This window comes from Listeria booriae (genome assembly GCF_000766865.1).
GTDB lineage: Bacteria > Bacillota > Bacilli > Lactobacillales > Listeriaceae > Listeria_A > Listeria_A booriae.
In genome coordinates, this window is the sequence record NZ_JNFA01000003.1 from 18,266 (window position 1) to 43,822 (window position 25,557).

Consider the following 25,557-nt stretch of genomic DNA (forward strand, 5'->3'; position numbering starts at 1 on the left):
TTGCTATCACGTGCTTAAAAAGTTAAAATAAGAACAAATGTTTGTATTGGCGGTGTGAGGATAAAATGCAATTAAATGCGGAAGATTTAGTAAAGGGATTGAATCCACAACAGAAGAAGGCGGTCCAAGCAACAGAAGGGCCTCTATTGATTATGGCAGGAGCCGGTAGTGGAAAAACACGGGTATTAACGCATCGAATTGCGTACTTAATGAAAGAGCGTGGCGTCAATCCGTACAATATTTTGGCGATTACGTTTACGAATAAGGCGGCACGCGAAATGAAGGCTCGGGTTGGCGGGTTGTTAGGTCCAGAGGCAGAATCGATTTGGATTTCAACCTTTCACTCGATGTGCGTACGGATTTTGCGACGCGATATTGAACGAATCGGGTACAATCGCAATTTCACGATTTTAGATGGTGGCGATCAGCTTTCTGTTGTGAAGGGCATTTTGAAAGATAAGAATGTCGATACGAAGAAGTTTGAACCACGCGGGATTTTAGCGGCGATTAGTAATGCTAAGAATGAATTGATGAATGCCGAAGAATACAAGAAAGAAGCGTTTGGTTTTTATGATCAGATGGTTGCGGATGTGTATGTTGAATACGAGAAGAAGCTGAAGAAGAACCAGTCGCTTGATTTTGATGATTTGATTATGGTGACGATTCAGTTGTTTGAACGTGTTCCAGATGTGTTGGAGTTTTATCAACGCAAGTTCCAGTATATTCACGTGGATGAGTATCAAGATACGAACCATGCGCAATATATTTTGGTGAAGTTGCTAGCGGCGCGATTCCGTAATTTATGCGTCGTTGGGGACTCGGACCAATCGATTTATGGCTGGCGTGGTGCGGATATTACGAATATCATGTCGTTTGAGAAAGATTATCCGAACGCGCAAACGATTCTTTTAGAAGAGAATTATCGTTCCACGAAGCGGATTTTGGAAGCAGCGAACCGCGTAATCGAGAACAACAGTAACCGTAAGCCGAAGAATTTATGGACGAATAACGATGAAGGTAAGAAAATTTTCTATCATAAAGCATTGACGGAAAAAGAAGAAGCTTCCTACGTTGTCGGCAAAATTCAAGAAGAAGTTGCGGCGTCTAACCGGCCGTTATCTGATTTTGCGATTTTATATCGTACAAATGCCCAATCGCGTGTCATGGAGGAATTTTTCATGAAGTCGAATATGGCGTATCAGATGGTTGGCGGCACGAAGTTCTATGATCGTAAGGAAATTAAAGATGTGTTGGCGTATTTGCGTCTGATTTCGAATAATGACGATGACATTAGCTTGGCGCGGATTATCAATGTGCCCAAACGCGGTGTCGGTGCAGGTTCGATGGATAAAATCGCCAATGTCGCAGCGGCTTATGATTTGACGGTGTTTGAAGTGTTGGATCGAATTGAAATGGTCGGCTTGTCTGCCAAAATTTCAAAGCAGTTAGTGGAGTTTCACGATTTAATTAAAGGATTCACGCAAATGCAAGATTATTTGTCGGTGACAGAGCTCGTGGAAGAAGTGCTAGAGAAATCGGGTTATCGCGACATGTTGAAAAACGAGCGGACGATTGAGGCACAGACGCGTTTAGAAAATATTGACGAGTTTCTTTCGGTGACGCAGAACTTCGAGAAGGAAAGCGAAGACAAGACGCTGATTAGCTTTTTAACTGATTTGGCGCTTGTAGCCGATGTTGATAAATTGGATGAAGAAGATAAATCGCGCGGTGCGGTGACGTTGATGACGCTCCATTCCGCGAAAGGATTAGAGTTTCCGGTTGTCTTTTTGATTGGGCTAGAAGAAGGAATTTTCCCGCATAGTCGGGCGTTATTTGAAGAAGATGAGATGGAAGAAGAGCGCAGACTTGCTTATGTTGGAATTACGCGGGCAGAGCAAGAATTATTTCTTACGAGTGCTTATTCGCGGACGCTTTACGGGCGGTCGACGGCAAACAAAGAATCGCGCTTTATCGATGAAATTCCGGATAGCTTAATTGAAATGGGACATGAAAACACATTGAAAGAAGTACCATTTGCCAAAACGGCGATGCATAGCAAATCCGTTGTTGGTTATAGCGCATCAGGAGCTGAAAAAGAAGCATGGACGGTTGGCGACAAAGCGAGCCATAAGAAGTGGGGCGTCGGAACAGTTGTTAGCGTGAAAGGGTCAGGAAGCAATATGGAACTTGATATCGCCTTCCCAAGCCCAACTGGCGTGAAACGATTACTGGCGGAATTTGCCCCAATTGAAAAAGTATAAGTAGGTGAAGTGAGAAATGGCTGAAAGAAAACGTTATGAAGAATTAAAAAAGCAGTTGGAGCAGCTTAGCTACGAATATTATGTGGCGGACAATCCGACGGCACCAGACTCGCTTTACGATCAACTTTTGCATGAATTGATTGGTTTAGAGGAGAAACATCCGGATTGGATTACACCAGATTCCCCGTCACAGCGCGTTGGTGGCGAAGTGTTGGCTGGATTTCAGAAAGTAGCGCATGAAACGCCGATGTTAAGTCTTGGCAATGCGTTTAATGAGGGCGATTTAGCCGATTTTGATCGCCGTGTTCGCGATAAAGTAGGCGACGATGTGGCGTACATGTGCGAACTGAAAATTGATGGTTTGGCAGTTTCTTTGCAATACGAAGTTGGAAAATACAAACGTGGCGCAACACGTGGCGACGGAACTGTCGGCGAAGACATTACCTCCAATTTGCGAACCATCCGCTCGATTCCGATGAACTTGCAAGAACCGTTCACCATCGAAGTGCGAGGCGAGGCGTTCATGCCAAAACAGTCATTTCAAAACTTGAACATCAAACGAGAAGAAGAAGGCTTAGAAGTTTTTGCAAATCCGCGAAATGCAGCGGCAGGCTCCTTGCGCCAATTAGACACAAAAATCGCGGCATCGCGTAACTTAGATATTTTTCTATATGCGGTTGCTGATTTTGGTGAAATGGGCGTAGCGACGCATAGTGAAGGCTTGGCTAGACTTGAAAAACTCGGTTTAAAAGTAAACAAAGAACGGCGATTATGTAATTCCTTGGAAGAAATATACGCCTACATTGAAGAATGGACAGCTGGGCGTCAAGATTTGGCGTATGACATTGACGGCATTGTCATCAAAGTCGATAGCCTAGAACAGCAGGCAACACTTGGCTTTACCGCAAAATCACCACGCTGGTCCATCGCATACAAATTTCCAGCAGAAGAAGTGGCAACGAAGCTACTAGACATCGAACTAAATATCGGTCGAACGGGCGTTGTAACTCCAACGGCTGTTCTAGAACCAGTTCGCGTCGCTGGAACTACCGTCGGACGCGCATCTTTGCATAACGAGGACCTCATTCACGAGCGCGATATCCGCATTGGCGACACGGTCCTTATCAAAAAAGCCGGCGATATCATCCCAGAAGTGATTCGGGTGGTAGAAGAAGACCGCACCGAAGCACAACAACCATATCAGATGCCGACACACTGTCCAACTTGCGAGAGTGAACTCGTTCGGCTAGAAGGCGAAGTGGCCTTGCGTTGCATCAATCCAAAATGCCCCGCACAGCTAAAAGAAGGCTTGATTCACTTCGTTTCACGGACGGCAATGAACATCGATGGCCTCGGCGAAAAAGTCGTTGTCCAGCTCTTCGAACAAAAATTAATTACCGATGTTGCCGATTTGTTTTTCCTTTCTGGCGAAAAACTGGTAGAATTAGAGAGAATGGGTGAGAAATCCGTTCAGAACTTATTAGCATCCATCGATAAAAGTCGTTCCAATTCACTAGAAAGGCTACTATTTGGCCTTGGTATCCGTCATGTCGGTGCCAAAGCTGCGAAAGTATTAGCCCAGCATTTTGAAACAATGGACGCTCTTCGCAAAGCCGACCAAGAAGCTCTAATTGAAGTTCCAGACATCGGTGAAAAAATGGCAGACTCCATCGTTGCCTATTTTGAAAACGAAGAAGTGCATGATTTGTTAGCGAAATTAGAAAAAGCCGGCGTAAACATGATTTACACAGGTCCAAAACTAGAAGCAATACCAGAAGAAGCACTTGTTTTTGCAGGTCAGAAAATCGTTCTAACGGGGAAATTAGAACATATGAAGCGTGAGGACGCGAAGGCATTAATTGAAAGCCTTGGCGGAAACGTAACGGGGAGTGTAAGTAAAAACACGGCTGTTGTTGTGGCAGGCAGTGACGCGGGCTCCAAATTGGCGAAAGCAGAGGAATTAGGCATCCCAGTATGGAGTGAGCAAAAACTAATGGAATATTTACCAAACGAAGGTGGTCAAAACAAATGAAAAAATTACTAGCAGTTTCCCTCAGCACCGCGCTTTTACTCGCAGGATGTGCCCCGAGCCTCAATTCGGACGAGCAAGTTGTGCAGAAAAAAGACACGAAACAAGCTGAAACTGGCATTATGACAAAAAATCAAATTTCCGCAGACTATTATAAAACCGTTTTGCCGTACAAAGCGAGTAAATCACGTGGTTTAGTCGTGTCCAACATTAATTCACGCTATGATATTAATGAATTAGAATCTGGTTTAATGCGCGTTTCGCAACAAAACTATTCGCCGGACAATTATTTGTTCCAAGAGGGGCAATATTTAACGACCGAAACATTGACGAAATGGCTCGATCGTTCTAGCGATAAGAACAAAGACGGATTGAACCCGAAAGACAACGGCAAAAGTGGCGATCAACGTGCCCCGATTTATTTGGCGCATATTTTAGAACAAGACTACTTGAAAGAAACCGATAAAAACACAGTTGGACTCGGCGGTATTTCCATTGCTTTAGCGATGAACTCTGTAGACTATTACCAAAAGGTGAAATACGGCGCGACTTATGAGCAAAATATTTCAGACAGCACGTTACTCGCGCAAGGTAAAGAAATGGCTGCAACCGTACTAAGCCGGATTCGCGCAACAAAAGGCTTGGACAGCGTTCCTGTAACCATCGCCATTTACAAACAAGGAAAACGTGACGGCGTTGTCCCAGGTAATTTTATCGCGATGACGACAGCGAACGGTTCGGATCTTGGCAAATGGAAAACAATTGACGAGAAGACATACGTTTTACCATCCGCTGATGCAAAATCGGACCACAAGACAGATAATACTTCTTTTGAAGACTTTAAAGCAGACATCGAGAAATACTATCCGAATTACACAGGTGTTGTTGGACGCGCCCGTTATGAAGATGGCGAAATGGCCGAATTGAACATCGATATTCCATTGCAATTTTACGGGGAAGCCGAAATTATTGGGTTTACGCAGTACGTGACGGATTTAATCGGTAAGCACCTCTCGACAAATGCTGCAATTCAGGTTAATATAACTACAACTGATGGTACCGCCGCGCTGATTACGCGTAAGGCGAACGATAATACACCGACAGCTCACATTTTTGATTGATTTTAGGAAGAAAAGTATCGTTTTAAGACACGATTCGGTACTTTTCTTCTACCAATAAGGAGGAAACATTTTGACAACTATTTCAAAAGAAACAGTAGAGAAAGTGGCTAACTTGGCGCGTTTAGAAGTAAGTGACCAAGAAGCAGAGAAATTTGCTGAACAATTAGGAAATATCATTCACATGGTAGAAAAGTTGGACGAATTAGACACAGCTAATGTGGAACCAACATCACACGCGATTGAAGTATCTAATGTGCTTCGCGAAGACGTGTCGATTCCAGGTTTACCAAGAGAAGAAGTACTAAAAAACGCGCCAGACAAACAAGACGGCATGTTCAAAGTACCAACGATTATGGAAGACTAATGTTAGAAAACTAGGAGGGAATTAATTTGGCATTATTTGAGCATTCAGTAAAAGAATTACATGAAAAGCTTGTAAAAAAAGAAATTGCACCGTACGACCTTGTCAAAGAATCATTTGACCGTATTGATGCTGTAGAAGATAAAGTGAAATCATTCATCACATTAAACCGTGATAAAGCACTAGACATTGCAGAAGAGCTAGGCGACGCTGGAATTGACCCAAATAACATGTTAGCTGGTCTACCGATTGGCATTAAAGATAACATTGTGACCAAGAATTTACGGACAACAGCAGCAAGTAAAATTTTAGAGAACTTCGACCCAATTTACGACGCGACAGTGATGCAGAAATTAAAAGCAGCGCAAGTTATTAACGTCGGAAAAGTAAACTTAGACGAATTTGCAATGGGTTCTTCAACAGAAAATTCGTATTTCCATACAACGACTAACCCTTGGAATCTGAACAAAGTACCTGGTGGATCTTCAGGTGGTAGTGCTGCGAGTGTTGCTGCTGGTGAAGTTTTATTCTCGCTAGGATCAGATACAGGTGGTTCGATTCGTCAACCTGCCGCTTTTTGTGGTGTTGTTGGGATGAAACCTACATATGGCCGCGTTTCTCGTTATGGTTTAATTGCCTTCGCGTCATCACTTGACCAAATTGGTCCGATTACGCGTACAGTCGAAGATAACGCCTACTTACTAGAAGCAATTTCTGGTGTAGATCCGCATGACTCAACGTCTATCGATCAACCAGTAGAGAACTTTGCCGCGCATTTAACGGGCGATATTAAAGGCTTGCGTATCGGTGTTCCAAAAGAATATATTGGCGAAGGCGTGGAACCAGGCGTGAAAGAAGCCGTTCTTAAAGCGTTGAAAACATTAGAAGACTTAGGCGCAACTTGGGATGAAGTATCTTTACCTCACTCCGAATACGGCGTTGCAAGTTATTATATTTTGGCATCTAGTGAAGCATCTTCGAACTTGGCTCGTTTTGATGGCGTACGCTACGGCTACCGTTCTCCAAACGCGCACACACTAGAAGAACTTTACAAGAAAACACGTGCGGAAGGATTTGGCGATGAAGTAAAACGCCGCATTATGCTTGGTACTTTTGCATTAAGCTCTGGTTATTATGATGCGTATTACAAGAAAGGCCAACAAGCACGTACTTTGATTAAACAAGATTTCGCGAATGTGTTTGCGAATTACGATGTTATTATCGGACCAAGTGCGCCAACAGTCGCTTTTGATATTGGCGGTTTGATTCACGATCCGATTACGATGTACCTTAACGACTTATTGACGATTCCAATTAACTTGGCAGGACTTCCAGCGATTTCGGTTCCTTGTGGACTTTCAGAAGGTATGCCAGTCGGCTTGCAAGTCATCGGTAACTACTTCGACGAGAAAACGATTTACCGCGTGGCGCATGCATTTGAACAAGCAACAGAATTCCATAAAGAAAAACCAAGTTTATAAGGGAGGGTGCGACATATGAATTTTGAAACAGTAATTGGGCTTGAAGTCCACGTAGAATTAAAAACCGAATCTAAAATCTTTTCGCCAGCACCTGCTCACTTTGGCGCTGAACCGAATACAAATACAAACGTGGTAGACCTCGGTATGCCAGGCGTATTGCCAGTTTTGAATAAAAAAGCAGTAGAATACGGCATGAAAGCAGCGATGGCCATCAATTGTGAAATCGCGGAACATACGAAATTCGACCGCAAAAACTATTTCTATCCAGATAATCCGAAAGCATACCAAATCTCGCAATTCGACAAACCAATCGGCGAACACGGCTGGATTGACATTGAAGTAAATGGCGAGAAAAAACGTATCGGTGTCACACGTCTTCATTTAGAAGAAGATGCTGGTAAAAATACACATACATCGCACGGCTATTCTTTAGTCGACATTAATCGTCAAGGTACGCCACTTGTAGAAATTGTATCAGAACCAGATATTCGCACAGCTGACGAAGCTTACGCATACCTTGAGAAAATCAAATCCATCATCCAATATACAGGCGTTTCCGACGTCAAAATGGAAGAAGGATCGATGCGCTGTGACGCCAACATTTCCATCCGTCCAGTAGGACAAGAAGCATTTGGTGTAAAAACCGAGCTCAAGAACTTGAATTCATTCAATAACGTCCGCAAAGGAATCGAATACGAAATTAAACGCCAAGCAGAAGTGCTAATGGCTGGCGGCATTATCGAGCAAGAAACACGCCGTTTTGAAGAAGCAACAGGTAAGACAACGTTGATGCGCATTAAAGAAGGTTCCGATGATTATCGTTATTTCCCAGAACCAGATTTAGTAGATTTATACATTGACGACGAGTGGAAAGAACGCATTCGCGCTGAAATTCCTGAACTTCCAGACAAACGTCAAGCGCGCTATGTAGCAGAACTAGGCTTGCCTGCATACGACGCGATGGTTTTAACCTTAACAAAAGAAATGTCCGATTTCTTCGAAGCAACGATTCAAGCTGGCGCAGATGCCAAACAAGCATCGAACTGGTTAATGGGCGAAGTGTCCGCCTACCTAAACGCCGAGCAACAAGAACTTGCCGATACGAAACTAACACCAGACAACTTAGCAGGCATGATTGCGCTTATCGAGAAAGGCACCATTTCATCTAAAATCGCCAAGAAAGTTTTCCGTGAGTTAATAACAAACGGTGGCGACGCAGAAGAAGTTGTCAAAGCAAAAGGACTTGTGCAAATTTCCGATGAAGGCGAACTAAGAACGATTATTTCCGGTATTCTCGATCAAAACGAGCAATCCGTAACCGACTTCAAAAACGGAAAAGACCGCGCTGTAGGTTTCCTAGTAGGCCAAGTTATGAAAGCGACGAAAGGTCAAGCAAACCCAACAATGGTTAACGAAATCCTAGTTGACGAAATGAACAAACGCTAAACAATGAAGTTATTAGAAGCGCCTAGATGGGTTTCTAATAACTTTTTAATAACGATAACAATAGCTTAGAATGGGTTTTTGCAGTAGAATTTGGTATAATGAAAGATGTTCGGTGTGAAAGCACCTATATACTCCAAGTGTTTTTTAGAGAGGACGGAGAATATACTATGCAGAAAAGAGCACGAGTCATTTATAACCCGACATCAGGAAGAGAAATTATTAAGAAAAATCTGGCTGATGTACTGACGATATTAGAAAACGCGGGATATGTAACGAGCTCCCATGCAACAACACCAGAAGAAAACGACGCAAAAAATGAAGCCCGAAAAGCAGTAGAAGACCGCTATGACCTAGTAGTAGCTGCAGGTGGCGACGGGACAATCAACGAAGTCATCAATGGTATTGCCGAGCAAGAATACCGTCCAAAAGTAGGCATCATTCCAACGGGAACCACAAACGATTTCGCCAGAGCACTCAAAATTCCCCGCGATGTCATCAAAGCAACCGAAATCATCGCAAAAGGTGAAAGTGTCGCCATGGACATCGGAAAAGCTAATGACACGTATTTCATCAATATCGGCGGTGGCGGACGCATCACAGAACTAACTTACGACGTTCCTAGCCGTTTAAAAACAATGCTTGGCCAATTAGCCTATTATCTAAAAGGCATCGAAATGCTACCATCTCTGAAAGCAACACGAGTAAGAGTGGAATACGATGATGGCGTTTTTGAAGGCGAAGCAATGTTCTTCCTTCTAGGTTTGACCAACTCCATCGGTGGATTCGAAAAAATCGCTCCAGACGCCAAACTAGACGACGGTAAATTCTCACTAATCCTCGTCAAGAAAGTTAACCTAGCAGAATTCATTCGGTTAGTAACACTAGCCTTGCGTGGCGATCATATCAAAGAACCAAACGTCATTTATGTGAAATCAGAAAAAGTAACAGTACTCTCAGACGACCAAATGTTGATAAATCTAGACGGCGAATTGGGAGGCGAAACTCCAATGACCTTCCAGAATTTAAAACAGCATATTTCCTTTTTCGCCAATGTTGCGGATATTCCAGCAGCGGATTTGAATAATAAACAAGTAGAAATGATAGATTAAGTGGTTAAAACGATAATTCGAATAGGAATTATCGTTTTTTTGTAATAAATAACGGCGATACTGTAATTTTTGTAAACAACTTGTATTAATACGTGATATAGGTTATAATAAGTGAGCAGTAGTTATTTACAAGAAAGTAGGTGTTTGCGACTTGAAGAACAGTCGTGTAAGCCGTTTTATCGTTGCCTTAGTAGCGTGCATCGTTGTTGGTGGTGCAGGTTTTCTTATATTTTGGAATGTAAACGCAGAGGAAGTTATGCCAGAGGTCGACCAGGCAAAGCTATTAGAGAGCAATAAAACATGGATAAAGACCAATACAAGCCTAACAATGGAACCGAATTTGGTCATCCCGATTAAAGGAAATAATACCGTAACGACCATCGCGTCAAACGGTGATTTAATTTTAGATACTACAAACAAAGCTGTTCTAGCGAAAATGGCTACAGTTAATGTGAAATATAAAGATATGAACCGTTTCCGAGTACGCGTATTTGCGAACAAAGTATCCACGGTGATGAACCCAGCCGCTTTCCAATACACGCATGACAATATCGATGGTTTCTTGACAAGCTATTCGATTACGAAAGGGACGCTTGATAAGTCGGCAGGACCGGCTATGAAGCTACAAACGCGTGCGAAGGAGCAGACGTTGAAAGTGAACGAGAAGCTTGAGACAGTGTATTCCAGTGGTTTAGCGGAGAAGGTAGCGCCAATGTTAGATATTGATCCAGAAGTATCCAGTCAATTTTTAGAGGACTCCTTCAATCTGACCTCAGGAGAAGTTGTAACGGCGTATCCTCGCGAACTGCACTATCAATTCAGCACAGAGAAGACATCACTTGCCTTTTTCAAATCTGATAGCGATGAAGAAATCGTCCAACCAGTTGGATTAGAATATGTAATTAAGAAATAGAAGGATGGGTATGCGCTCATCCTTTTTTTTGTTATAATAAAGAGTCGAGAGAAAGGGAGGGCTTAAACGATGGGAGCTCCAGTAAAGAAGAATGATTGCTTAGACGTTGTATTTGAAGATTTAACGCATGACGGTAATGCCGTGGCTAAAATAGATGGGTATCCGATTTTTGTACCACATGGATTACCCGATGAAATCGCCCAAATTAAAGTTTTAAAAACGAATAAGAATTACGGTTTCGGAAAAATTATCGAATTAACAAAAGAAAGTGCGGATCGTGTAACCCCACCATGTTTGGTGTATTCGCAGTGTGGCGGTTGTCAATTGCAGCACTTGAGTTACGATGGACAATTACGCATGAAGCAAAAGCAAGTAGCGCAAGTAATGAAACGTATTGGAAAACAGGATGTAGAAGTTTTGCCGACATTGGGTATGGAAAATCCGTGGAATTACCGTAATAAAGCACAAGTTCCCGTTGGCTTTGTGAACGGTCGATTAGTGGCGGGGTTTTATCAGCAGCGTTCTCACCAAATTATTGATATGAATACATGCCTGATTCAACAAGAAGAAAACAATGAAGTCATTCAGACGGCGCGTGCGATTTTTGCAAAATATCATGTCGAACCCTATGACGAGACGACAAGAAAAGGCGTGCTTCGCCATCTAATGACGCGTTTTGCGACGACGACGGGTGAATTGATGCTCGTTATTGTAACGACAAAACTTAATTTCCCGAACAAAGCAGAGATTTTGGCGGAATTGCAACAGTCGATTCCTGAGTTAACATCACTGGTGCAAAATGTGAATACTGCCAATACAAATGTCATTTTTGGTGAACAAACAGTGGTTTTGGCGGGGCGTGAATACATTATGGATACGATTCATGGCATTTCCTTTGCTATTTCGGCGCGCTCGTTTTACCAAGTTAATCCAGAACAAACGGAAATTTTATATGCGGAAGCATTGAAGTTAGCCGGTTTAACTGGCGAAGAGACGGTGATTGATGCGTATTGTGGTATTGGATCGATTTCGCTGTGCTTGGCAAAAGAGGCAAAACATGTGTATGGTGTAGAAATTGTGCCACAAGCCATTGAAGACGCCCGTGCGAATGCGAAGTTAAACAAGATGGACAATGTTACTTTTGCAGTTGGAAAAGCAGAAGAAGTGATTCCAGATTGGTTTAAACAGGGCATTAAGGCAGATGTGCTCGTTGTCGATCCACCAAGAAAAGGCTGCGATGATGCATTATTACAAACGATTTTGAAAATGAAACCGAAACGTGTGGTATATGTGTCGTGTAATCCGGCGACGTTAGCGCGTGATATGCTGGTGTTGACAGAAGGTGGATATGAGGCGAAAATGGTGCAGCCAGTAGACATGTTCCCGCAGACGACACATGTCGAGTGTGTAACGGTGCTGGAAAGAAAAAACTGCTAGAAATCGTTGGTTTTAAACACTTTTTTAATTTGTTGCTAATCTCGATGTTTCATGCCAAAGCTCATGAGAGAGAGTATATAGACGAATACATAGGAAAACGTCCCTTCATTCTTAGCCAAAGGGACGTTTTCCTATTATATCACGAGCTAGTTTAACAAAAACAAAATCAACAAGATTGTATTCCCAAGAGCAGTGACTAGAGGTCCGACGGTCTTGAATATACTCAACTTGATACCAATAATTCCATCAAATAACTGCACACAAATCATTATCGATGAGAGAACTATCAAGTATGAATCGGACTTAAATAAGAGCAGGCCAATAGCAATTAGAAACAATGAAAAGCTCCTTGAAACCGCGTATTTGGCATTTATCAAGGCTGAATTTTTTGCTTGTTTAGCTTTTATGTATGCTTCCATAGAAAACCCAAAGCTCACAGTAGCGCTGATTAGGGTAAACACCGCACATAGATAATAATAAAGCATACAGAAACCTCCATTTTCGATACAATTGCCTCTTATTTTATTAATTGCAAAACATACTCAAAGTATTCCGAACTCTGCTTATACTGCCGATTCTCTTTGGCAACCGCGGCAAGCTGCTCATAAAGCAAGAGCAACCGTTCACGATTATAAAATTGCTCAAAATAAAGTCGGCAATTATCAGCATATTTTAAAAATGAAGCTTCCTCTTTTCGTTCAAACGCAAGCTGACTCTTGTAAAAAGAGAGGACCATCTGATGCTCAATTGATAACTCTATTTGATTTAGCGTGTCTACATGTTCCTGCAATGTATCAAATGCTGACTGCCGAAAAGCAAGTTCGCAACGATTTAACATAATTTGTGCTTGAAAATAAGCTGCATTATCTGTTCCTGATAGCAATTTCTCTAAATCATCAATCGCGCGCTCAGCCTGTTCGAACTCGTTTTGACGCATTAGAATTTGAATTCGATTCGAAGCGATACTGTGACTATACATAATGGCAATTTCTCCAGTAAACTCAAGGTATTCCTTTGCCTTTTCTAAATAATAAAGCGCTTTCTGCCAGAAATTTTGGTTCGCAAAAGAAACGCTATACATCATATACAACTGCGTTAAATGATAATAAATCCCTTCATAATAGCAGCGGCCAATCGCTTGCTTCAATAATTCTTGCGATGTTTCGGCATCCCCACCATAAATTAGCGCTTCCACCTCAAACTCGAGAAGATTAATCCAAATATCTGAATGTGTATAATTGAACTTTTTTAGTTGCCGACACATTTCTAGTGCTTCTCGCTGGTTATGCTGATTACGGTATTGGCTCATTTTATAAATATATATCGCTTTTTTCAAGACTTCAGGTATCTCTTCATCCAAAAATTGCGGTAAATAAATCGCCAAGTATTGTTCATTACTCATCTGTAGACTTACATCATTTCTAGTTAATCCTACACTTGCTCGAATCAACCGACTAACAAGTTCAATCAATAAGGCTGGGTGCTCAGTGGGAAGCTGGTCAATATTGGTTGAATCACACGCGTTTAATAAAAATTGTTCGATTATCGTTTCTGCATAGTTCACCGTTTCTGCACTACAGTCTTCTGCTGCCAACAAGTACGTTTCATCCACGAATAACCGCTCTGCTAAATGGCTTGCTAAATCTTCTGGCAATGGATAACGCCCAGCTAAAATATTCGATAGATGCGTCGGTGTTATTAGCCCATTTACTAAATCTTTGCGGCTAATCCCGTGAATCTCAGATAAATAATTAATTCGCTCTTTTAACATTTGTATGCCTCCATATCTGTTTTTCCCGTATTTTTGCTCATTAATTACATCATATTCTACCTTATTTTCGGAAATTTGTACAATATCAACCAGTTTTTATACCCACTCAGTCGTTATTTCTGATGGTAATTTTGGCGTAATCATTATAAAACGTTCTTTTCGACAAAATAAAACTGGAAATTGAGGTGTTAATAAGCCCTTTTTCTTCACAGTTTTGTACTTGCTCCAAAGCATTGACCCTCCTTTTTTGCCGTGCTATCCTAAAGGTACCAGCTGGAAAACAACGATGAAGGAGAATGAACGATGAAACTATTTGGTAAAAAAAATGAGACGAAACTTGATCAATTAGACCAGGCAGAAAAAGCAGTAAACAAAGGATTAACGGGCCTATTAACGAAAGCTTTTGTCGGGAAAGAGCAGATGGACCAAATTAATTCTAGTATTCAAAACGCAAAAAATGCAACACTAGCAAGCGAAGGAGCTATTCCAGAAGTGGCGACAGCAACAGTCACTGCCATTCAAGATACGGGACAGCTAGTCAACTACGATCCTATGGTGATTCTTCAATTAAATGTGATGGAACCAGATCGTGAGCCGTATGCATACCGCATGCAAACACTTGTATCCAAATTGCAAATTCCGCGTGTTGGTGACGTCATTCGTTTAGGTGCAAACCCTGCTGATTCAAGTCAATTTGTTTACTTAGGAATATGTGGCTAAATCATGAGTAATTCTTTTAACCATCCACTTACTAAATTGCTCACTACTGTTGGGTGTATCATGCTTTTTGGTAATATGATATATACTTTTTTAATCAACGCAGAGCCGTTTCTGTACTTTAGATCGCCACTTTTTAAAATATTCACTTATGGTGGGGCTGCCTGTATTATAGCGGGTGCGTTCCTTCTTCCGATGGTGTTAAACTTTTTTTCCTTTACGGGGAGGAAAACGGCACCAATAACGAGTGGACGGCTTGTAGAAGCACGCGTTAATAAGTGGAAACTGCTCAATAAAAATAGCAATAATCAACGCGTAGCAGTGGAACTCACGATTCTGCCACCTGACCGAATGGGATATGACATAACGCATAAGCAAGAACTTAACCAAACACAAATCAGCAAATTGCAAAATGGCGCAATGATTCAAGTACTTGTTTCGGCTGCCGATCCTAATACTATTCAGATTCAATAAAGTTTCTGTTGGACAAAATCTGAGTCGAATAAAGCCTCCTATTGTAAATTAAAAACAATGGGAGGCTTTATCATTGCATAAAAAACATACATATACAAGTCAATAAATCTAAGTTAACCTTCGATAGTAAAAACTTTCACAAATTAGCCATAAATAAAGTAATAAACCTCACAATTATATGTGGTGGCTATAGTTTTTTAACTTTGTATATGTGCTAGAATAACGGTGGTAAGGAGGAAGGGAGGGCGAAAAATGTTACTTTAAATCTGCTGAAATAAAATTATTTAGAATAACTCAATAATTAGAAAAAAGGGGTATATTATGCGTAAAATAATCGGAATGTGTGTCATAATGTTAATATTAGTTGGTGTATACAGCTATAAAACAGACGTTCAAGCAGAAGAAGTTGTGACTAAAGAACTTTATACATTAGTAAGACCAGTAGCATTAGACAAGGCTGGTTTGAGTCGAGGGATTTATCATGATCGCCAAGACTTAGGAATTATCATGCCGGCAGGTGAAGAATTAGAAATTAGACAAGTAAACCCGAATTACAAGGATACCGTATCTGGCCGTTTCATCACTGCTGATTCAAAGGAAGATAGTACATTCCAGATCACTTCTTCTTGGGGGAAAATAAAGAATAATTACACAGCAGTACCATTTATTTATACAAGTTTTCGTACAGATGGTAGTAAAGAAAAACCAGTTTTAGAGTATCGTGTAACAAATAAAATGAAAAAGCTACCCATCTATCAAGCGAACAATAACGAAACTGCATTTTTCCAGCTATGGGATAGCCAAGATGCAGAATATGGGCTAGTTTTAAGCGATAAGTTTCAAATGATTGTTCCAAAGAAAGACAAGGAACTGCTACGCAAATTAAAAGACTTCAAGAACATTGATGATGTCATTTCATACTATAACCAAGTAATTACACTCTATTGCAAACTAGACGGTTTGTCCTTGGACGCAAAAGAAGACTACAATCGGGATATTGCAACTAAATTTTTCATCCGAGCGAACAAAAGTGGTGGAGGCTACATGTATTATGGCGGTGAAGAAACCGCTGAAAACAACGATAGTTTAGCTGGTTGGTTGTACAAAGGCTGGGGACCGCTTCATGAAATTGGACACGCTTACCAAGGGCCATTTATGAGTGGGGAAGTTTCCTTAGGTGAGGTATGGAATAATATTTATGCTGCTTCCTTTGAAGAACAATACATGGGAGATGACGTTTTTCAGAAAGGAACAATTTACGGCACATCACTTAAATCAAGAACAAACGAAATGATCCAATCATGGAAGGTGGCCAACTTGCCAATTTCTAAATGGAGTGGATCTTCAAAAGAGCAAACATTGATGGCGATGAAAGAAAAGGCAGGAGATGAGGCGTTTGCTTATTTCAATCAGCAGTATCGTAAATTAACAAGCCAAGCAGACTTTAACGCAGCGGATTATCCTATCTTTCAAGTGCTGAATAAGTTTTATGGTGAGAAGACCAATTTTGACTTCACACCATTTACTGACTCTATCAAAGCACCTGTATCCAACGCTCAAAAAGAACAAAATCGTAGTAAAGATTACAGACCAGTTGCATCGATTGTAGATGTGATTCCTGATAGCAAACGAGAAAGCGTCAAGCAGCAATTAAAACTTAAGACAGATGTTGCCATTGTTGATAACGACCAAATTGCATCGCTAGGTTTAAAAGGAAATGTAACAGTCAATTTCGATATTGCTGATTTTAAAGACATTAAAGGGAAACATTTGAAATTATCAGACGGAAAGAAAATCGTAAAAGATGTGATTATTACCAATCCAACGATGAAGCTAGATAACCTTCCAAATGGTGTTTATACAATTGAAGATATTGTTGGTAACACATCGAATTATAATATGAGTGAACATTATGTATTTGTAAAAGATGCTGAAAATAATTTAAAAGTTACTTTTACAAAAATAACAGGTTACAAGTTGATCGATAGAACAATTGATATTCTTGGTTGTGATTATGTACAAGCTGGGAAGTTAGTAACAGACCTTAAAAATAACAAAGTCATCGTGGATATCATTGCGGAAACACCACATCCACGTTATGAAAACAAAGTGTATTATACTATTGAAATTTTCAATGAAAAGAAAGAATCCGTGTTCAAAAAAGAAATTCAAGGTACTAATGTGACACCTGGAAGTTACCCAGTAGCAGTAAAACCAGGCTATCAAATAAAAATTGTACACGATGAGCCACAACTATTACGAGAAAATGGAGTGACTATTTCAACCACTAATAAAACATTGGTTTACACAGTCACAACAACTGGTTTAGTAAAGAACGATACAATAGGATTAGATAGAACAATTGATATTTTTGGTTGTGATTATGTACAAGCTGGGAAGTTAGTAACAGACCTTAAAAATAACAAAGTCATCGTAGATATTATTGCAGAAACACCACACTGGCGCTATGCGAATAAAGTGTATTATACCGTAGAAATTTTGAATGAAAAACAAGAATCCATTTTTAAGAAAGAAATCGAAGGTACGAATGTGACACCTGGAAGCAATCCAGTTACAGTGAAACCAGGCTATCAAATAAAAATAGTACACGATGAACCGCAATTGTTGAGAGAAAATGGAGTAAATATTCCTACTTCTAATAAAACAGTATTGTACACAGTTACAGAAATGGGACTAGTTAGGAGCGATCTAGTAGATAAATCATCTACGGTTGATAGAATTGCAAAATTAGCAAAAACAATCGATTCTAACGATGGCTACTACGAAACGCGTGGTCAAATTTTAGAAACAATCAATTTATTTCCAGAAGCACAAAAACAAGATTTATTGGAACAATATCAAGAAATTTTACAACCTTTATTAGATAAAAAAGCTGGAACAACAGACTTTATTGGAGATGATTTTCAATTTTCGCTATTAGGTCTTTCTAATAACAAATTTGCAAGTATCGACCTAGATTTAGCAAACAATAAAGCGAAACTTTGGGTACGTAATGGGCAACCACAGTTATACTTTACAAATGCCTATGCAACAATTCAATTAAAAGATGAGTTTGGAAATGTTATTTACTCACAAGACTATATTGGTAACATCAGTAATCCTGCAGATGTAAATAAGACATTTGATGTGAAACCAGGTTATTATATTTCTGTGATGCACAGAGAGGCTGATAGCCGCTTACAGATGAAAAATACAGAATCAAATGAAATTATCCCATCGCAAACGGAAAATCATTTTAAAATCACAGCTACAGGCTTACAAATCGTTAAAAAAGAGGATATTCCAAAACCAACAGAAAATCAAATAAAATATTACGGCCAACAGTACGATTTCTCATTGTACGGTTTAGGTAATAATAAATTTGCAAGCATTGGTTTGGATCTAGCAAATAAACAAGCGAAACTTTGGGTTCGTAGTGGACAACCACATGTGTATTTCCAAGATTCCTATGCGACTATTAAGATTGAGGATGCAACAGGAAATGTTATCTTTACGAAAGACTTTCTCGGTAATGTTGCGAACACGGAGCTAAATAAGACATTACCAATAGAATCAGGTTCTTTGATAACAATTATGCACCGAGAAGCAGCAGAGCGTTTGGCTATTCAAGATGTGACAACAGGATCAAAACTATTAGTTAAACAAACGGTCACATATAAAGTGACTTCGACAGGGCTGCATTTAATCGCAAGTAAATAATATGGCATAGAGTAATTTCAATGGATGGCCTTACTTCGATAGTTATTTGGAGTAAGGCCATTAAATTTGGTAATATAACTCACCCTTTATTCTTCCAAAATGCTTACTCTAGCCGTCTGTGTGCTATAATGAAAACGGATAACAAAAATCAAGGAGGAATCAACCAATGAAAAAATTATTCGATGAAACACATGAATCTGAGGCAAGGTTTTACCGCACGGTTTGGTATGGTTATGTGGAGGGAAATCTTGATGATGCGTTACAAGAGGACATTGTTTCGATTGTAAAAGCGGACTTGGCACAAAAAGCGGATAATCCGCCGACTGCAACGCATTGGGTTTTCTATGGTGGTGCGACGAATAAGGATGCGATTGGCGATACGGTTCGTGCTTCACTCATGATTCGGGAGCGAGACGGGGATTTTGTTTGCCATTATAATATGAGTGATTTTGACTTTGTGATGGCTTTTGATATGGTTGAGGCGTTTAAAGTGCGTCTAGAGAAGCAATTGAACGAATAATAGGTGAGGGAATGGATGTATGATTACAGTTAGTCAGTTATTCTGGTTTATCATTGTTGCCCTTGTGGCTCATCTGCTCGATTTCATACCGAAAGATAAAGGAAGAGGCTGGATTACAACATTTGTATTAGTTTTGCGTATTCTGTGGGCGATTTTCTTGCTGGGTATGAACGTGTGGGCAACTTTGCTTTTAGTTGTGTTCGAAATGAGTATCGTGGTAATTACTTCTATCTGTATTGCTTCTACGATGAGTCAAAAGGAACGGAGCAACGCCAGAAAGAGATTTTAAAAAAGTGGTAATTAGGACACTACATGCTTTTGTGTGGTGTTTTTTAATGTTTTGGAATATCAGGAAATGGATATATGTACATATAGGAAATGGCAAGGGGGCGTTGGGATGAGGGAGCTTCAATTTAAGGAAAAAGTGAACGGATTTCAGTTGCGGTTGCTATCGACGAACTCTGGTATGTATACGCATATTACGATTGTTGCGACGGACGCGGCAGGGCAAAATTTTGAACAAAATACGAAATATATGACGTGTCTCAATCATCCTGAGATAATGCTAAATCGGGCGATGAGGAAGTTCAATCGAAGTAATCCATACGCGATTGTTTTTGACTGGAAGAAGCAGGCGGAAATAATTTTGGATTAGCTGTATAGGACGCAAAAAATACGACGCTGTGCATCTTTATGTAGAGCGTTTTTTACTCTTCAATAAATCGATTTTCAAGCGTCGTTTCTAGGATCATCGTGCTTGTGACATCAGAAAAAGTCATCCATTCGGCAATTAGGAGTTTCATTTCGTTCGTATCTTTGACGGATGCTTTGACAAGGTAGTTGGATTTGCCGAGGACAATGTGAATGTCGGTGATGTTGGGGTATTTTTGTAGTTCGGCTTCGATTTGTGGGGCAGGCCATTTGATATTACTAATTTCACTGAAAAAGGAGATTTGGTGGCCCATTTTTTGATAGGATGGCAAAATTGTGAAATTCTTAATGATACCTTGTTCGGCGAGCTTATCGATGCGTTCTTTCACGCTTGGACGGCTGAGACATACTTTTTGTGAGAGTTCGACAATAGATATGCGAGCGTTTTCGTGAAGTAGCTTGAGTAATTGGCGATCGATTTGATCCATTGGTAGTTCCTCCTTTTTATGAGATGTGGTTCTTTTATTATATAGGAATATCTTGACTTTTTCTATTCTTTTTTTAGGGATTATGAAATTATTTCACATACTTGATGGGGTTTGAATTTAAATAAATACTGTGGTATCAATGTTTTTGGGCGGTTTTTGAAAATACGACCTACAATTTGTGAAATATAGGGGGATATTCTTTCGATTTGTTATACATATTCATGAAAACGCTTCATATTTGTATGTACAGTTTTTGGAACGGGAGTCTATAATAGAGGTGTCTTAAGATGACGCGAAATACACTGGCCGGTGTGAATAAAATAATGATAACGCTTACGTTGTGATTTTGAAGATGAGAAAAGGGGACACTTATGCTAAAAAACAGGTGGAGCAAGTTTGCTGTTTTGTATGTTGGGGCTGTTGCGGTTTCACTGAGTCAGCTGAAAGTCGTGCCGGTTATGAAGCAACTAGCGGCGGAGACGGGGATGCCGATTTCGGACATATCTTGGTTGATGTCGATTTTCACGATTTCGGGGATTTTTCTAGCGATTCCTGGGGCGACTTTGTTGACTAAGTTTGGTGCTAAGCAGTTGGCGGTGTTGCTGATGTGTTGCTTGGCGCTTGGAAATGTGATGGGAGCGCTGACGTCTAATTTTACTGGGCTGTTAATTAGTCGGGCTGTGGAAGGTATTGCGTTTTCGATGATTATTATGGTCGGGATTGTGCTGATTAATTACTGGTTTCCGGAAGAAAAAGCGGGGACGCCGATTGGGACGTTTGGTATTTTTTCGGCGGTGGGGTCGTTGATTGGCATGAATGTGACGTTGCCGATTGTCGAGCAATTAGGGCTAAGAAGTGTTTGGTGGATTTTGGCGGTAATTGCACTTGTTGCGGCTGTGTTGTTTCAAGTATTGCTGGATGGACCGCCGAAGGAAAGTGTTTCAGAGCGCAAGGCGAAAAATGTATCGCTTTTGGAGGCACTGCGAAATGGACGGACATGGTTACTCGCATTGGCGCAAGGCTGTATGGCATTTGTCTTGTTTACTTTCATCACGATTTATCCGCAGTTGTTTACTGATTTTTATGGATTATCTACAGAGAGCGCGAATTTTTATGCGAGTTTGTTTGGGCTTTTTGGGATTCCGTTTGGGGTTGTTGCGGGATATTTGGTGGATCGAACTGGGAAGCCAGAGTTGTTAACGTTTGTCGCCTATATTATGTTGACGTTTTCATGTGTTGCCGCGACGTATTTAAGCAGTGCTTTGTATGTGGTGCAACTCTTCGTTTTATCTGGAAGTGTCGGGCTTGTTTCGTGCATCATTATGATTATGGCTTCGCGGTTTGTGAAACGTAAGGAATTAATTGGTTATAGCGTTTCTTTTATTAACATGATTTACTATATCGGAATTGTTGTAGGAGCGCCGTTCGTTTTAAAAATTATTGAAAAATCGGGTTGGCAAATGGGGATGAATATGCTTTCCATCGTTGCGGGCGTTGGGACAGTATCGATTTTTGTATTGTTGCTGATGAAGCAGCCAGCGCGAGTAGGCCAGCAAGTAATGAAGGGGGAAGAATAAGAATGAGACATTTTGAAGATGGTATTGCATTTGCTAGAAAAAAAGACGAGGAGGACGTGCTTTTTGGGATGCGGAAACGTTTTTGTATTCAACCTGGCGAGCTTTATATGGACGGAAATTCGCTTGGGATGGCTTCTAAAGACGCGAAAGAATCGCTATATCATGTCATTGATCTATGGGAAAAACACGGGATTAATATTTGGGAAGTAGAAAACAGCAAGTACTTTTTATATCAAAATTTTCTTGGGGACCGTGTGGCGAAATTGATTGGGGCAAAGGCGGACGAGGTTACTATTATGACGAACACGACGGTGAACATTCATAAAGGGATTAGTACGTTTTATCATCCAACGAAGGAGCGCTATAAAATTTTGGTGGATGATTTGAATTTCCCGACGGATCGGTATGCGATTGATTCGCAAGTGAAGCTAAAAGGCTATGACCCAAAAGATGCGGTGAAAGTTGTGAAAAGTGCTGATGGGCGTTTGATTGATGAGGATGCGATTATTGAGGCAATGACGGATGATGTTTTGATTTGTTTCTTGCCAGCTGTTTTGTATCGCAGTGCGCAGTTGCTTGATATGGAACGTGTGACGGCGGAGGCGCATAAGCGGGGCATTATTATTGGCTGGGATTTGTGTCACTCGATTGGTTCTGTTCCGCATGATTTCGCTGCGATTGATCCGGATTTTGCGGTTTGGTGTAGTTATAAGTATTTGTCGGCGGGGCCTGGTGCGATTGCTGGTTTCTATATGAATTCGCGTCATTTTGATAAGGAGCCGGGGCTTACGGGTTGGTTCGGGAATAAGAATGAGACGCAGTTTCAGTTGCGACATGAGTTTGATAAAGATCCGACAGCGCATGGCTGGCAAACGGGAACGCAGCCGCTGTTTTCGATGGCACCGATGGAAGGTATTTTGAATATATATGAAGAGGCGGGGATGGAGCAGATTCGCGCGAAATCATTGGATATTACGGCGTATTTGATGTATTTAATTGAGGAGAAGTTGAGCCAGTACGGTTATTCGATTGGGAACCCGCGGGAAGATAGTAAGCGCGGCGGCCATGTCTGCTTGGAACATGAAGAGGCTTATCGTATTTGTAAGGCATTGAAAGAAAACCATGTGATTCCGGATTTCCGTGAACCAAATGTGATTCGGTTGGCGCCTGTTGCCCTCTACATTTCGTATGAGGAAGTCTACAACTTAATTGACATTTTAGCAGAAATTGTCGAAACGAAAGCTTATGAAAAAATGAGCCATGAACGGTCGCTAGTTGTCTAATTTGGAGAGGAGGAATGGGTTATGCGAATCGGGATTCCAAAAGAAATTAAAAATAATGAAAATCGAGTAGCGATTACGCCGGCTGGTGTTTTTAACTTGGTAAAACAAGGTCATGAAGTTGTTGTGGAAGCCGGGGCCGGGCTTGGTTCAAGTTTTCTGGATGAAGAATATGTGGCGGCTGGAGCGTTGATGGAGCGCGATGTGGCGCAAGTTTGGCAGGCGGATATGGTGATGAAAGTCAAGGAACCGCTAGCCGAGGAATTTATGTATTTTCGTGAAGGTCTGATTTTATTTACGTATTTACATTTGGCGGCAGAACCTGCTTTAACCGACGCATTGCTTGAAAAAGGTGTGACGGCTGTGGCGTATGAGACAATGGTTGGCGCGGACGGCTCGTTGCCGCTTTTGACACCGATGAGTGAGGTTGCGGGTCGGATGGCAGCACAAGTGGGCGCGCAGTTTTTGGAGAAGCCGAGATCTGGGAAGGGTATTTTATTATCGGGTGTGCCTGGTGTGGAACGCGGTAAAGTCGTGATTATTGGCGGCGGTGTTGCTGGTGCGAACGCGGCGAAAATTGCGATTGGACTTGGTGCCAGTGTAACGATTTTAGACATTAGTGCGAAGCGATTAGCACAATTGGACGATATTTTTGGCAATGCGATTCAAACGTTGGTTTCTTCTCCGTACACGATTGCTGAAGTTGTACAAAATGCAGATTTAGTAATTGGTGCGGTGCTGATTCCAGGTGCGAAGGCGCCAAAACTAGTGACAGAAGCGATGGTTCAATCGATGAAACCAGGCGCGGTACTTGTAGATATCGCAGTGGATCAAGGTGGTATTTTTGCAACGACAGATAAGGTGACGACGCATGATGATCCAGTTTACACGAAGTTCCGCGTAGTACATTATGCGGTTGCGAACATGCCAGGTGCGGTGCCACGAACTTCCACGATGGCGCTAACAAACGTGACCATTCCGTATGCCGCGCAAATTGCTAAACAAGGAATCACAAAGGCAGCACTCGCGAATCCGACAATCTTAACAGGCATAAACACGTATCAAAAACAAATTACCGTGGAAGCTGTTGCCAGAGATCAAGGGCAGGCGTACACACCAATTCTAGAACTACTTGAAAATGTTTCCGTATAAATGAACAGGCTAGGCGTGGATGAAAGTAAATCCATGTCTAGTTTTTATTTAGTGTCATCATTCGAAATTGTCTAAAATCTGCATTGACAAACGCCCGATTTAGCTATAAGATAAATGCAATAAAACAGAAAGGGTGAAACATCATGGTACAAATAATTAAAAAAGGCTCACCGATTTACGCGATGGACAAAAACAATCGTCCCGTTGCAACAGCAAAAGACGGAGACCGCTTAGTTTTTGAGGCGTACGATTGCTTTGAAGATCAGTTGACAGATGCATACGATGCGTTTGAAAAGCTAGATTGGAACCGCATTAATCCTGCGACAGGCCCCGTTTATGTGGAAGGCGCAGAAGTTGGCGATATTTTAGCCGTGACGATTGAAAAACTAGAAATTGGCGATACGGCGACATTATTTACAGGCCCCGATTCTGGTGTGATGGGTGATGAGTTGACAGAAAATACAATTCGTCGTCTCCCAATTGAAAACGGAGTTGTTAAATTTTCAGAAAACATAGACTTGCCGTTGAATAAAATGATTGGTGTTATCGGAACAGCGCCTGCGGGAGAGGCAGTTTCTTGTGGAACGCCAGATGCGCATGGTGGGAATATGGACTGTAAGGAAATTGGCGAAGGAACGACTTTATTTCTGCCTGTAAATGTGGCGGGGGCGTTACTTGCGATGGGTGATTGTCATGCTGCAATGGGAGACGGCGAAGTTTCCGTTTGTGGCGCTGAAGTACCTTGTGATATAACGGTTACTATTAAAGTTTTCAAAAATAGAGATTGGCCGACACCGTTCTTATTGCGCGACGGTAAGTTAAGTACGATTGCCTCGGCAAAAACGATCGACACGGCAAATATTATGGCGACGAAGCAAATGGTTCATTTCGTGGAAAGCTATACGGAATTAACGAAAGGGGAAGCGATTCATTTACTGTCACTGGCGGGAAATTTGCGAGTATGTCAAATTGTTGATCCCAATAAAACGGCACGGATGGAATTACCACTTGCCTATCTTACAAAATGGAGCGCAGAGGAGCTGAACTAA

General features: G+C 41.2%; 22 protein-coding genes. 19 read left to right on the top strand and 3 right to left on the bottom strand.

Going from position 1 to position 25,557, the window contains the following annotated elements:
• The first annotated feature begins 65 nt into the window (after window positions 1-65).
• The 9 genes from pcrA (at window position 66) to rlmD (ending at window position 12,158) form a co-directional block, all read left to right on the top strand.
• Window positions 66-2,261: a DNA helicase PcrA gene (gene pcrA / locus EP57_RS01400; protein WP_036083499.1), complete on the top strand. Its 2,196-nt coding sequence runs from the start codon at window positions 66-68 to the stop codon at window positions 2,259-2,261.
• A gap of 16 nt (window positions 2,262-2,277) precedes the next feature.
• The gene (ligA, locus tag EP57_RS01405) at window positions 2,278-4,293 is read left to right on the top strand and encodes an NAD-dependent DNA ligase LigA (RefSeq protein ID WP_036083501.1); all 2,016 of its coding nucleotides are present in this window, start codon (window positions 2,278-2,280) and stop codon (window positions 4,291-4,293) included.
• The gene (locus EP57_RS01410; protein ID WP_036083503.1) at window positions 4,290-5,411 is read left to right on the top strand and encodes a CamS family sex pheromone protein; all 1,122 of its coding nucleotides are present in this window, start codon (window positions 4,290-4,292) and stop codon (window positions 5,409-5,411) included. The genes ligA and EP57_RS01410 overlap by 4 nt, the downstream gene beginning before the upstream one ends.
• Window positions 5,412-5,481: 70 nt before the next feature.
• Window positions 5,482-5,775, top strand: a complete 294-nt coding sequence (gene gatC / locus EP57_RS01415; protein ID WP_036083505.1) for an Asp-tRNA(Asn)/Glu-tRNA(Gln) amidotransferase subunit GatC — start codon at window positions 5,482-5,484, stop codon at window positions 5,773-5,775.
• 26 nt (window positions 5,776-5,801) lie between these two features.
• The gene (gatA, locus tag EP57_RS01420; protein ID WP_036083507.1) at window positions 5,802-7,253 is read left to right on the top strand and encodes an Asp-tRNA(Asn)/Glu-tRNA(Gln) amidotransferase subunit GatA; all 1,452 of its coding nucleotides are present in this window, start codon (window positions 5,802-5,804) and stop codon (window positions 7,251-7,253) included.
• 15 nt (window positions 7,254-7,268) lie between these two features.
• Window positions 7,269-8,699 (top strand): Asp-tRNA(Asn)/Glu-tRNA(Gln) amidotransferase subunit GatB, encoded by a 1,431-nt coding sequence (gatB, locus tag EP57_RS01425; RefSeq protein ID WP_036083509.1) that lies wholly within the window; start codon window positions 7,269-7,271, stop codon window positions 8,697-8,699.
• Between the two features lie 167 nt (window positions 8,700-8,866).
• Window positions 8,867-9,808, top strand: coding sequence for a diacylglycerol kinase (locus EP57_RS01430; RefSeq protein WP_036083511.1), 942 nt, complete (start codon window positions 8,867-8,869; stop codon window positions 9,806-9,808).
• Window positions 9,809-9,959: 151 nt separating this feature from the next.
• A complete protein-coding gene (locus tag EP57_RS01435; protein WP_036083513.1) occupies window positions 9,960-10,721 on the top strand; it encodes a hypothetical protein in 762 nt (253 codons plus the stop codon).
• Window positions 10,722-10,790: 69 nt separating this feature from the next.
• Entirely contained in the window at window positions 10,791-12,158 is a 1,368-nt protein-coding gene (rlmD, locus tag EP57_RS01440) for a 23S rRNA (uracil(1939)-C(5))-methyltransferase RlmD (RefSeq protein WP_036083515.1), read from the top strand.
• 146 nt (window positions 12,159-12,304) lie between these two features.
• On the opposite strand, the gene EP57_RS17305 is transcribed toward rlmD, so the two are convergent.
• Both EP57_RS17305 and EP57_RS01450 read right to left on the bottom strand, forming a co-directional pair.
• Window positions 12,305-12,643: a hypothetical protein gene (locus tag EP57_RS17305; RefSeq protein ID WP_036083517.1), complete on the bottom strand. Its 339-nt coding sequence runs from the start codon at window positions 12,641-12,643 to the stop codon at window positions 12,305-12,307.
• Window positions 12,644-12,675: 32 nt separating this feature from the next.
• The gene (locus EP57_RS01450) at window positions 12,676-13,929 is read right to left on the bottom strand and encodes a helix-turn-helix domain-containing protein (RefSeq protein ID WP_036083519.1); all 1,254 of its coding nucleotides are present in this window, start codon (window positions 13,927-13,929) and stop codon (window positions 12,676-12,678) included.
• Window positions 13,930-14,232: 303 nt separating this feature from the next.
• Here EP57_RS01450 and EP57_RS01455 point away from each other — a divergent pair, with 303 nt between their 5' ends.
• The 6 genes from EP57_RS01455 to EP57_RS01480 all read left to right on the top strand — a co-directional run bounded on the left by EP57_RS01455 (window position 14,233) and on the right by EP57_RS01480 (window position 20,015).
• Window positions 14,233-14,649, top strand: a complete 417-nt coding sequence (locus EP57_RS01455; protein ID WP_036083521.1) for a hypothetical protein — start codon at window positions 14,233-14,235, stop codon at window positions 14,647-14,649.
• 192 nt (window positions 14,650-14,841) lie between these two features.
• Window positions 14,842-15,120, top strand: a complete 279-nt coding sequence (locus EP57_RS16785) for a hypothetical protein (RefSeq protein WP_143812846.1) — start codon at window positions 14,842-14,844, stop codon at window positions 15,118-15,120.
• A 321-nt stretch (window positions 15,121-15,441) separates the two neighbouring features.
• The gene (locus EP57_RS01465; protein ID WP_036083525.1) at window positions 15,442-18,840 is read left to right on the top strand and encodes a putative mucin/carbohydrate-binding domain-containing protein; all 3,399 of its coding nucleotides are present in this window, start codon (window positions 15,442-15,444) and stop codon (window positions 18,838-18,840) included.
• Window positions 18,841-19,006: 166 nt separating this feature from the next.
• Complete coding sequence (locus tag EP57_RS01470) at window positions 19,007-19,360, top strand: hypothetical protein (RefSeq protein ID WP_036083527.1); 354 nt, start codon at window positions 19,007-19,009, stop codon at window positions 19,358-19,360.
• 19 nt (window positions 19,361-19,379) lie between these two features.
• On the top strand, window positions 19,380-19,649 hold the full coding sequence (locus EP57_RS01475) for a hypothetical protein (protein ID WP_036083528.1): 270 nt from the start codon (window positions 19,380-19,382) through the stop codon (window positions 19,647-19,649).
• 108 nt (window positions 19,650-19,757) lie between these two features.
• Complete coding sequence (locus tag EP57_RS01480) at window positions 19,758-20,015, top strand: hypothetical protein (RefSeq protein ID WP_036083530.1); 258 nt, start codon at window positions 19,758-19,760, stop codon at window positions 20,013-20,015.
• Between the two features lie 52 nt (window positions 20,016-20,067).
• Here EP57_RS01480 and EP57_RS01485 read toward each other — a convergent pair whose 3' ends face one another.
• Window positions 20,068-20,499: an Lrp/AsnC family transcriptional regulator gene (locus EP57_RS01485; RefSeq protein ID WP_036083532.1), complete on the bottom strand. Its 432-nt coding sequence runs from the start codon at window positions 20,497-20,499 to the stop codon at window positions 20,068-20,070.
• Between the two features lie 371 nt (window positions 20,500-20,870).
• Here EP57_RS01485 and EP57_RS01490 point away from each other — a divergent pair, with 371 nt between their 5' ends.
• The 4 genes from EP57_RS01490 to EP57_RS01505 all read left to right on the top strand — a co-directional run bounded on the left by EP57_RS01490 (window position 20,871) and on the right by EP57_RS01505 (window position 25,557).
• Window positions 20,871-22,076, top strand: a complete 1,206-nt coding sequence (locus EP57_RS01490; protein WP_077916742.1) for an MFS transporter — start codon at window positions 20,871-20,873, stop codon at window positions 22,074-22,076.
• Between the two features lie 2 nt (window positions 22,077-22,078).
• A complete protein-coding gene (kynU, locus tag EP57_RS01495) occupies window positions 22,079-23,359 on the top strand; it encodes a kynureninase (protein ID WP_036083534.1) in 1,281 nt (426 codons plus the stop codon).
• A gap of 21 nt (window positions 23,360-23,380) precedes the next feature.
• Entirely contained in the window at window positions 23,381-24,508 is a 1,128-nt protein-coding gene (gene ald, locus EP57_RS01500) for an alanine dehydrogenase (RefSeq protein WP_036083535.1), read from the top strand.
• 143 nt (window positions 24,509-24,651) lie between these two features.
• Window positions 24,652-25,557 (top strand): acetamidase/formamidase family protein, encoded by a 906-nt coding sequence (locus EP57_RS01505; RefSeq protein WP_036083537.1) that lies wholly within the window; start codon window positions 24,652-24,654, stop codon window positions 25,555-25,557.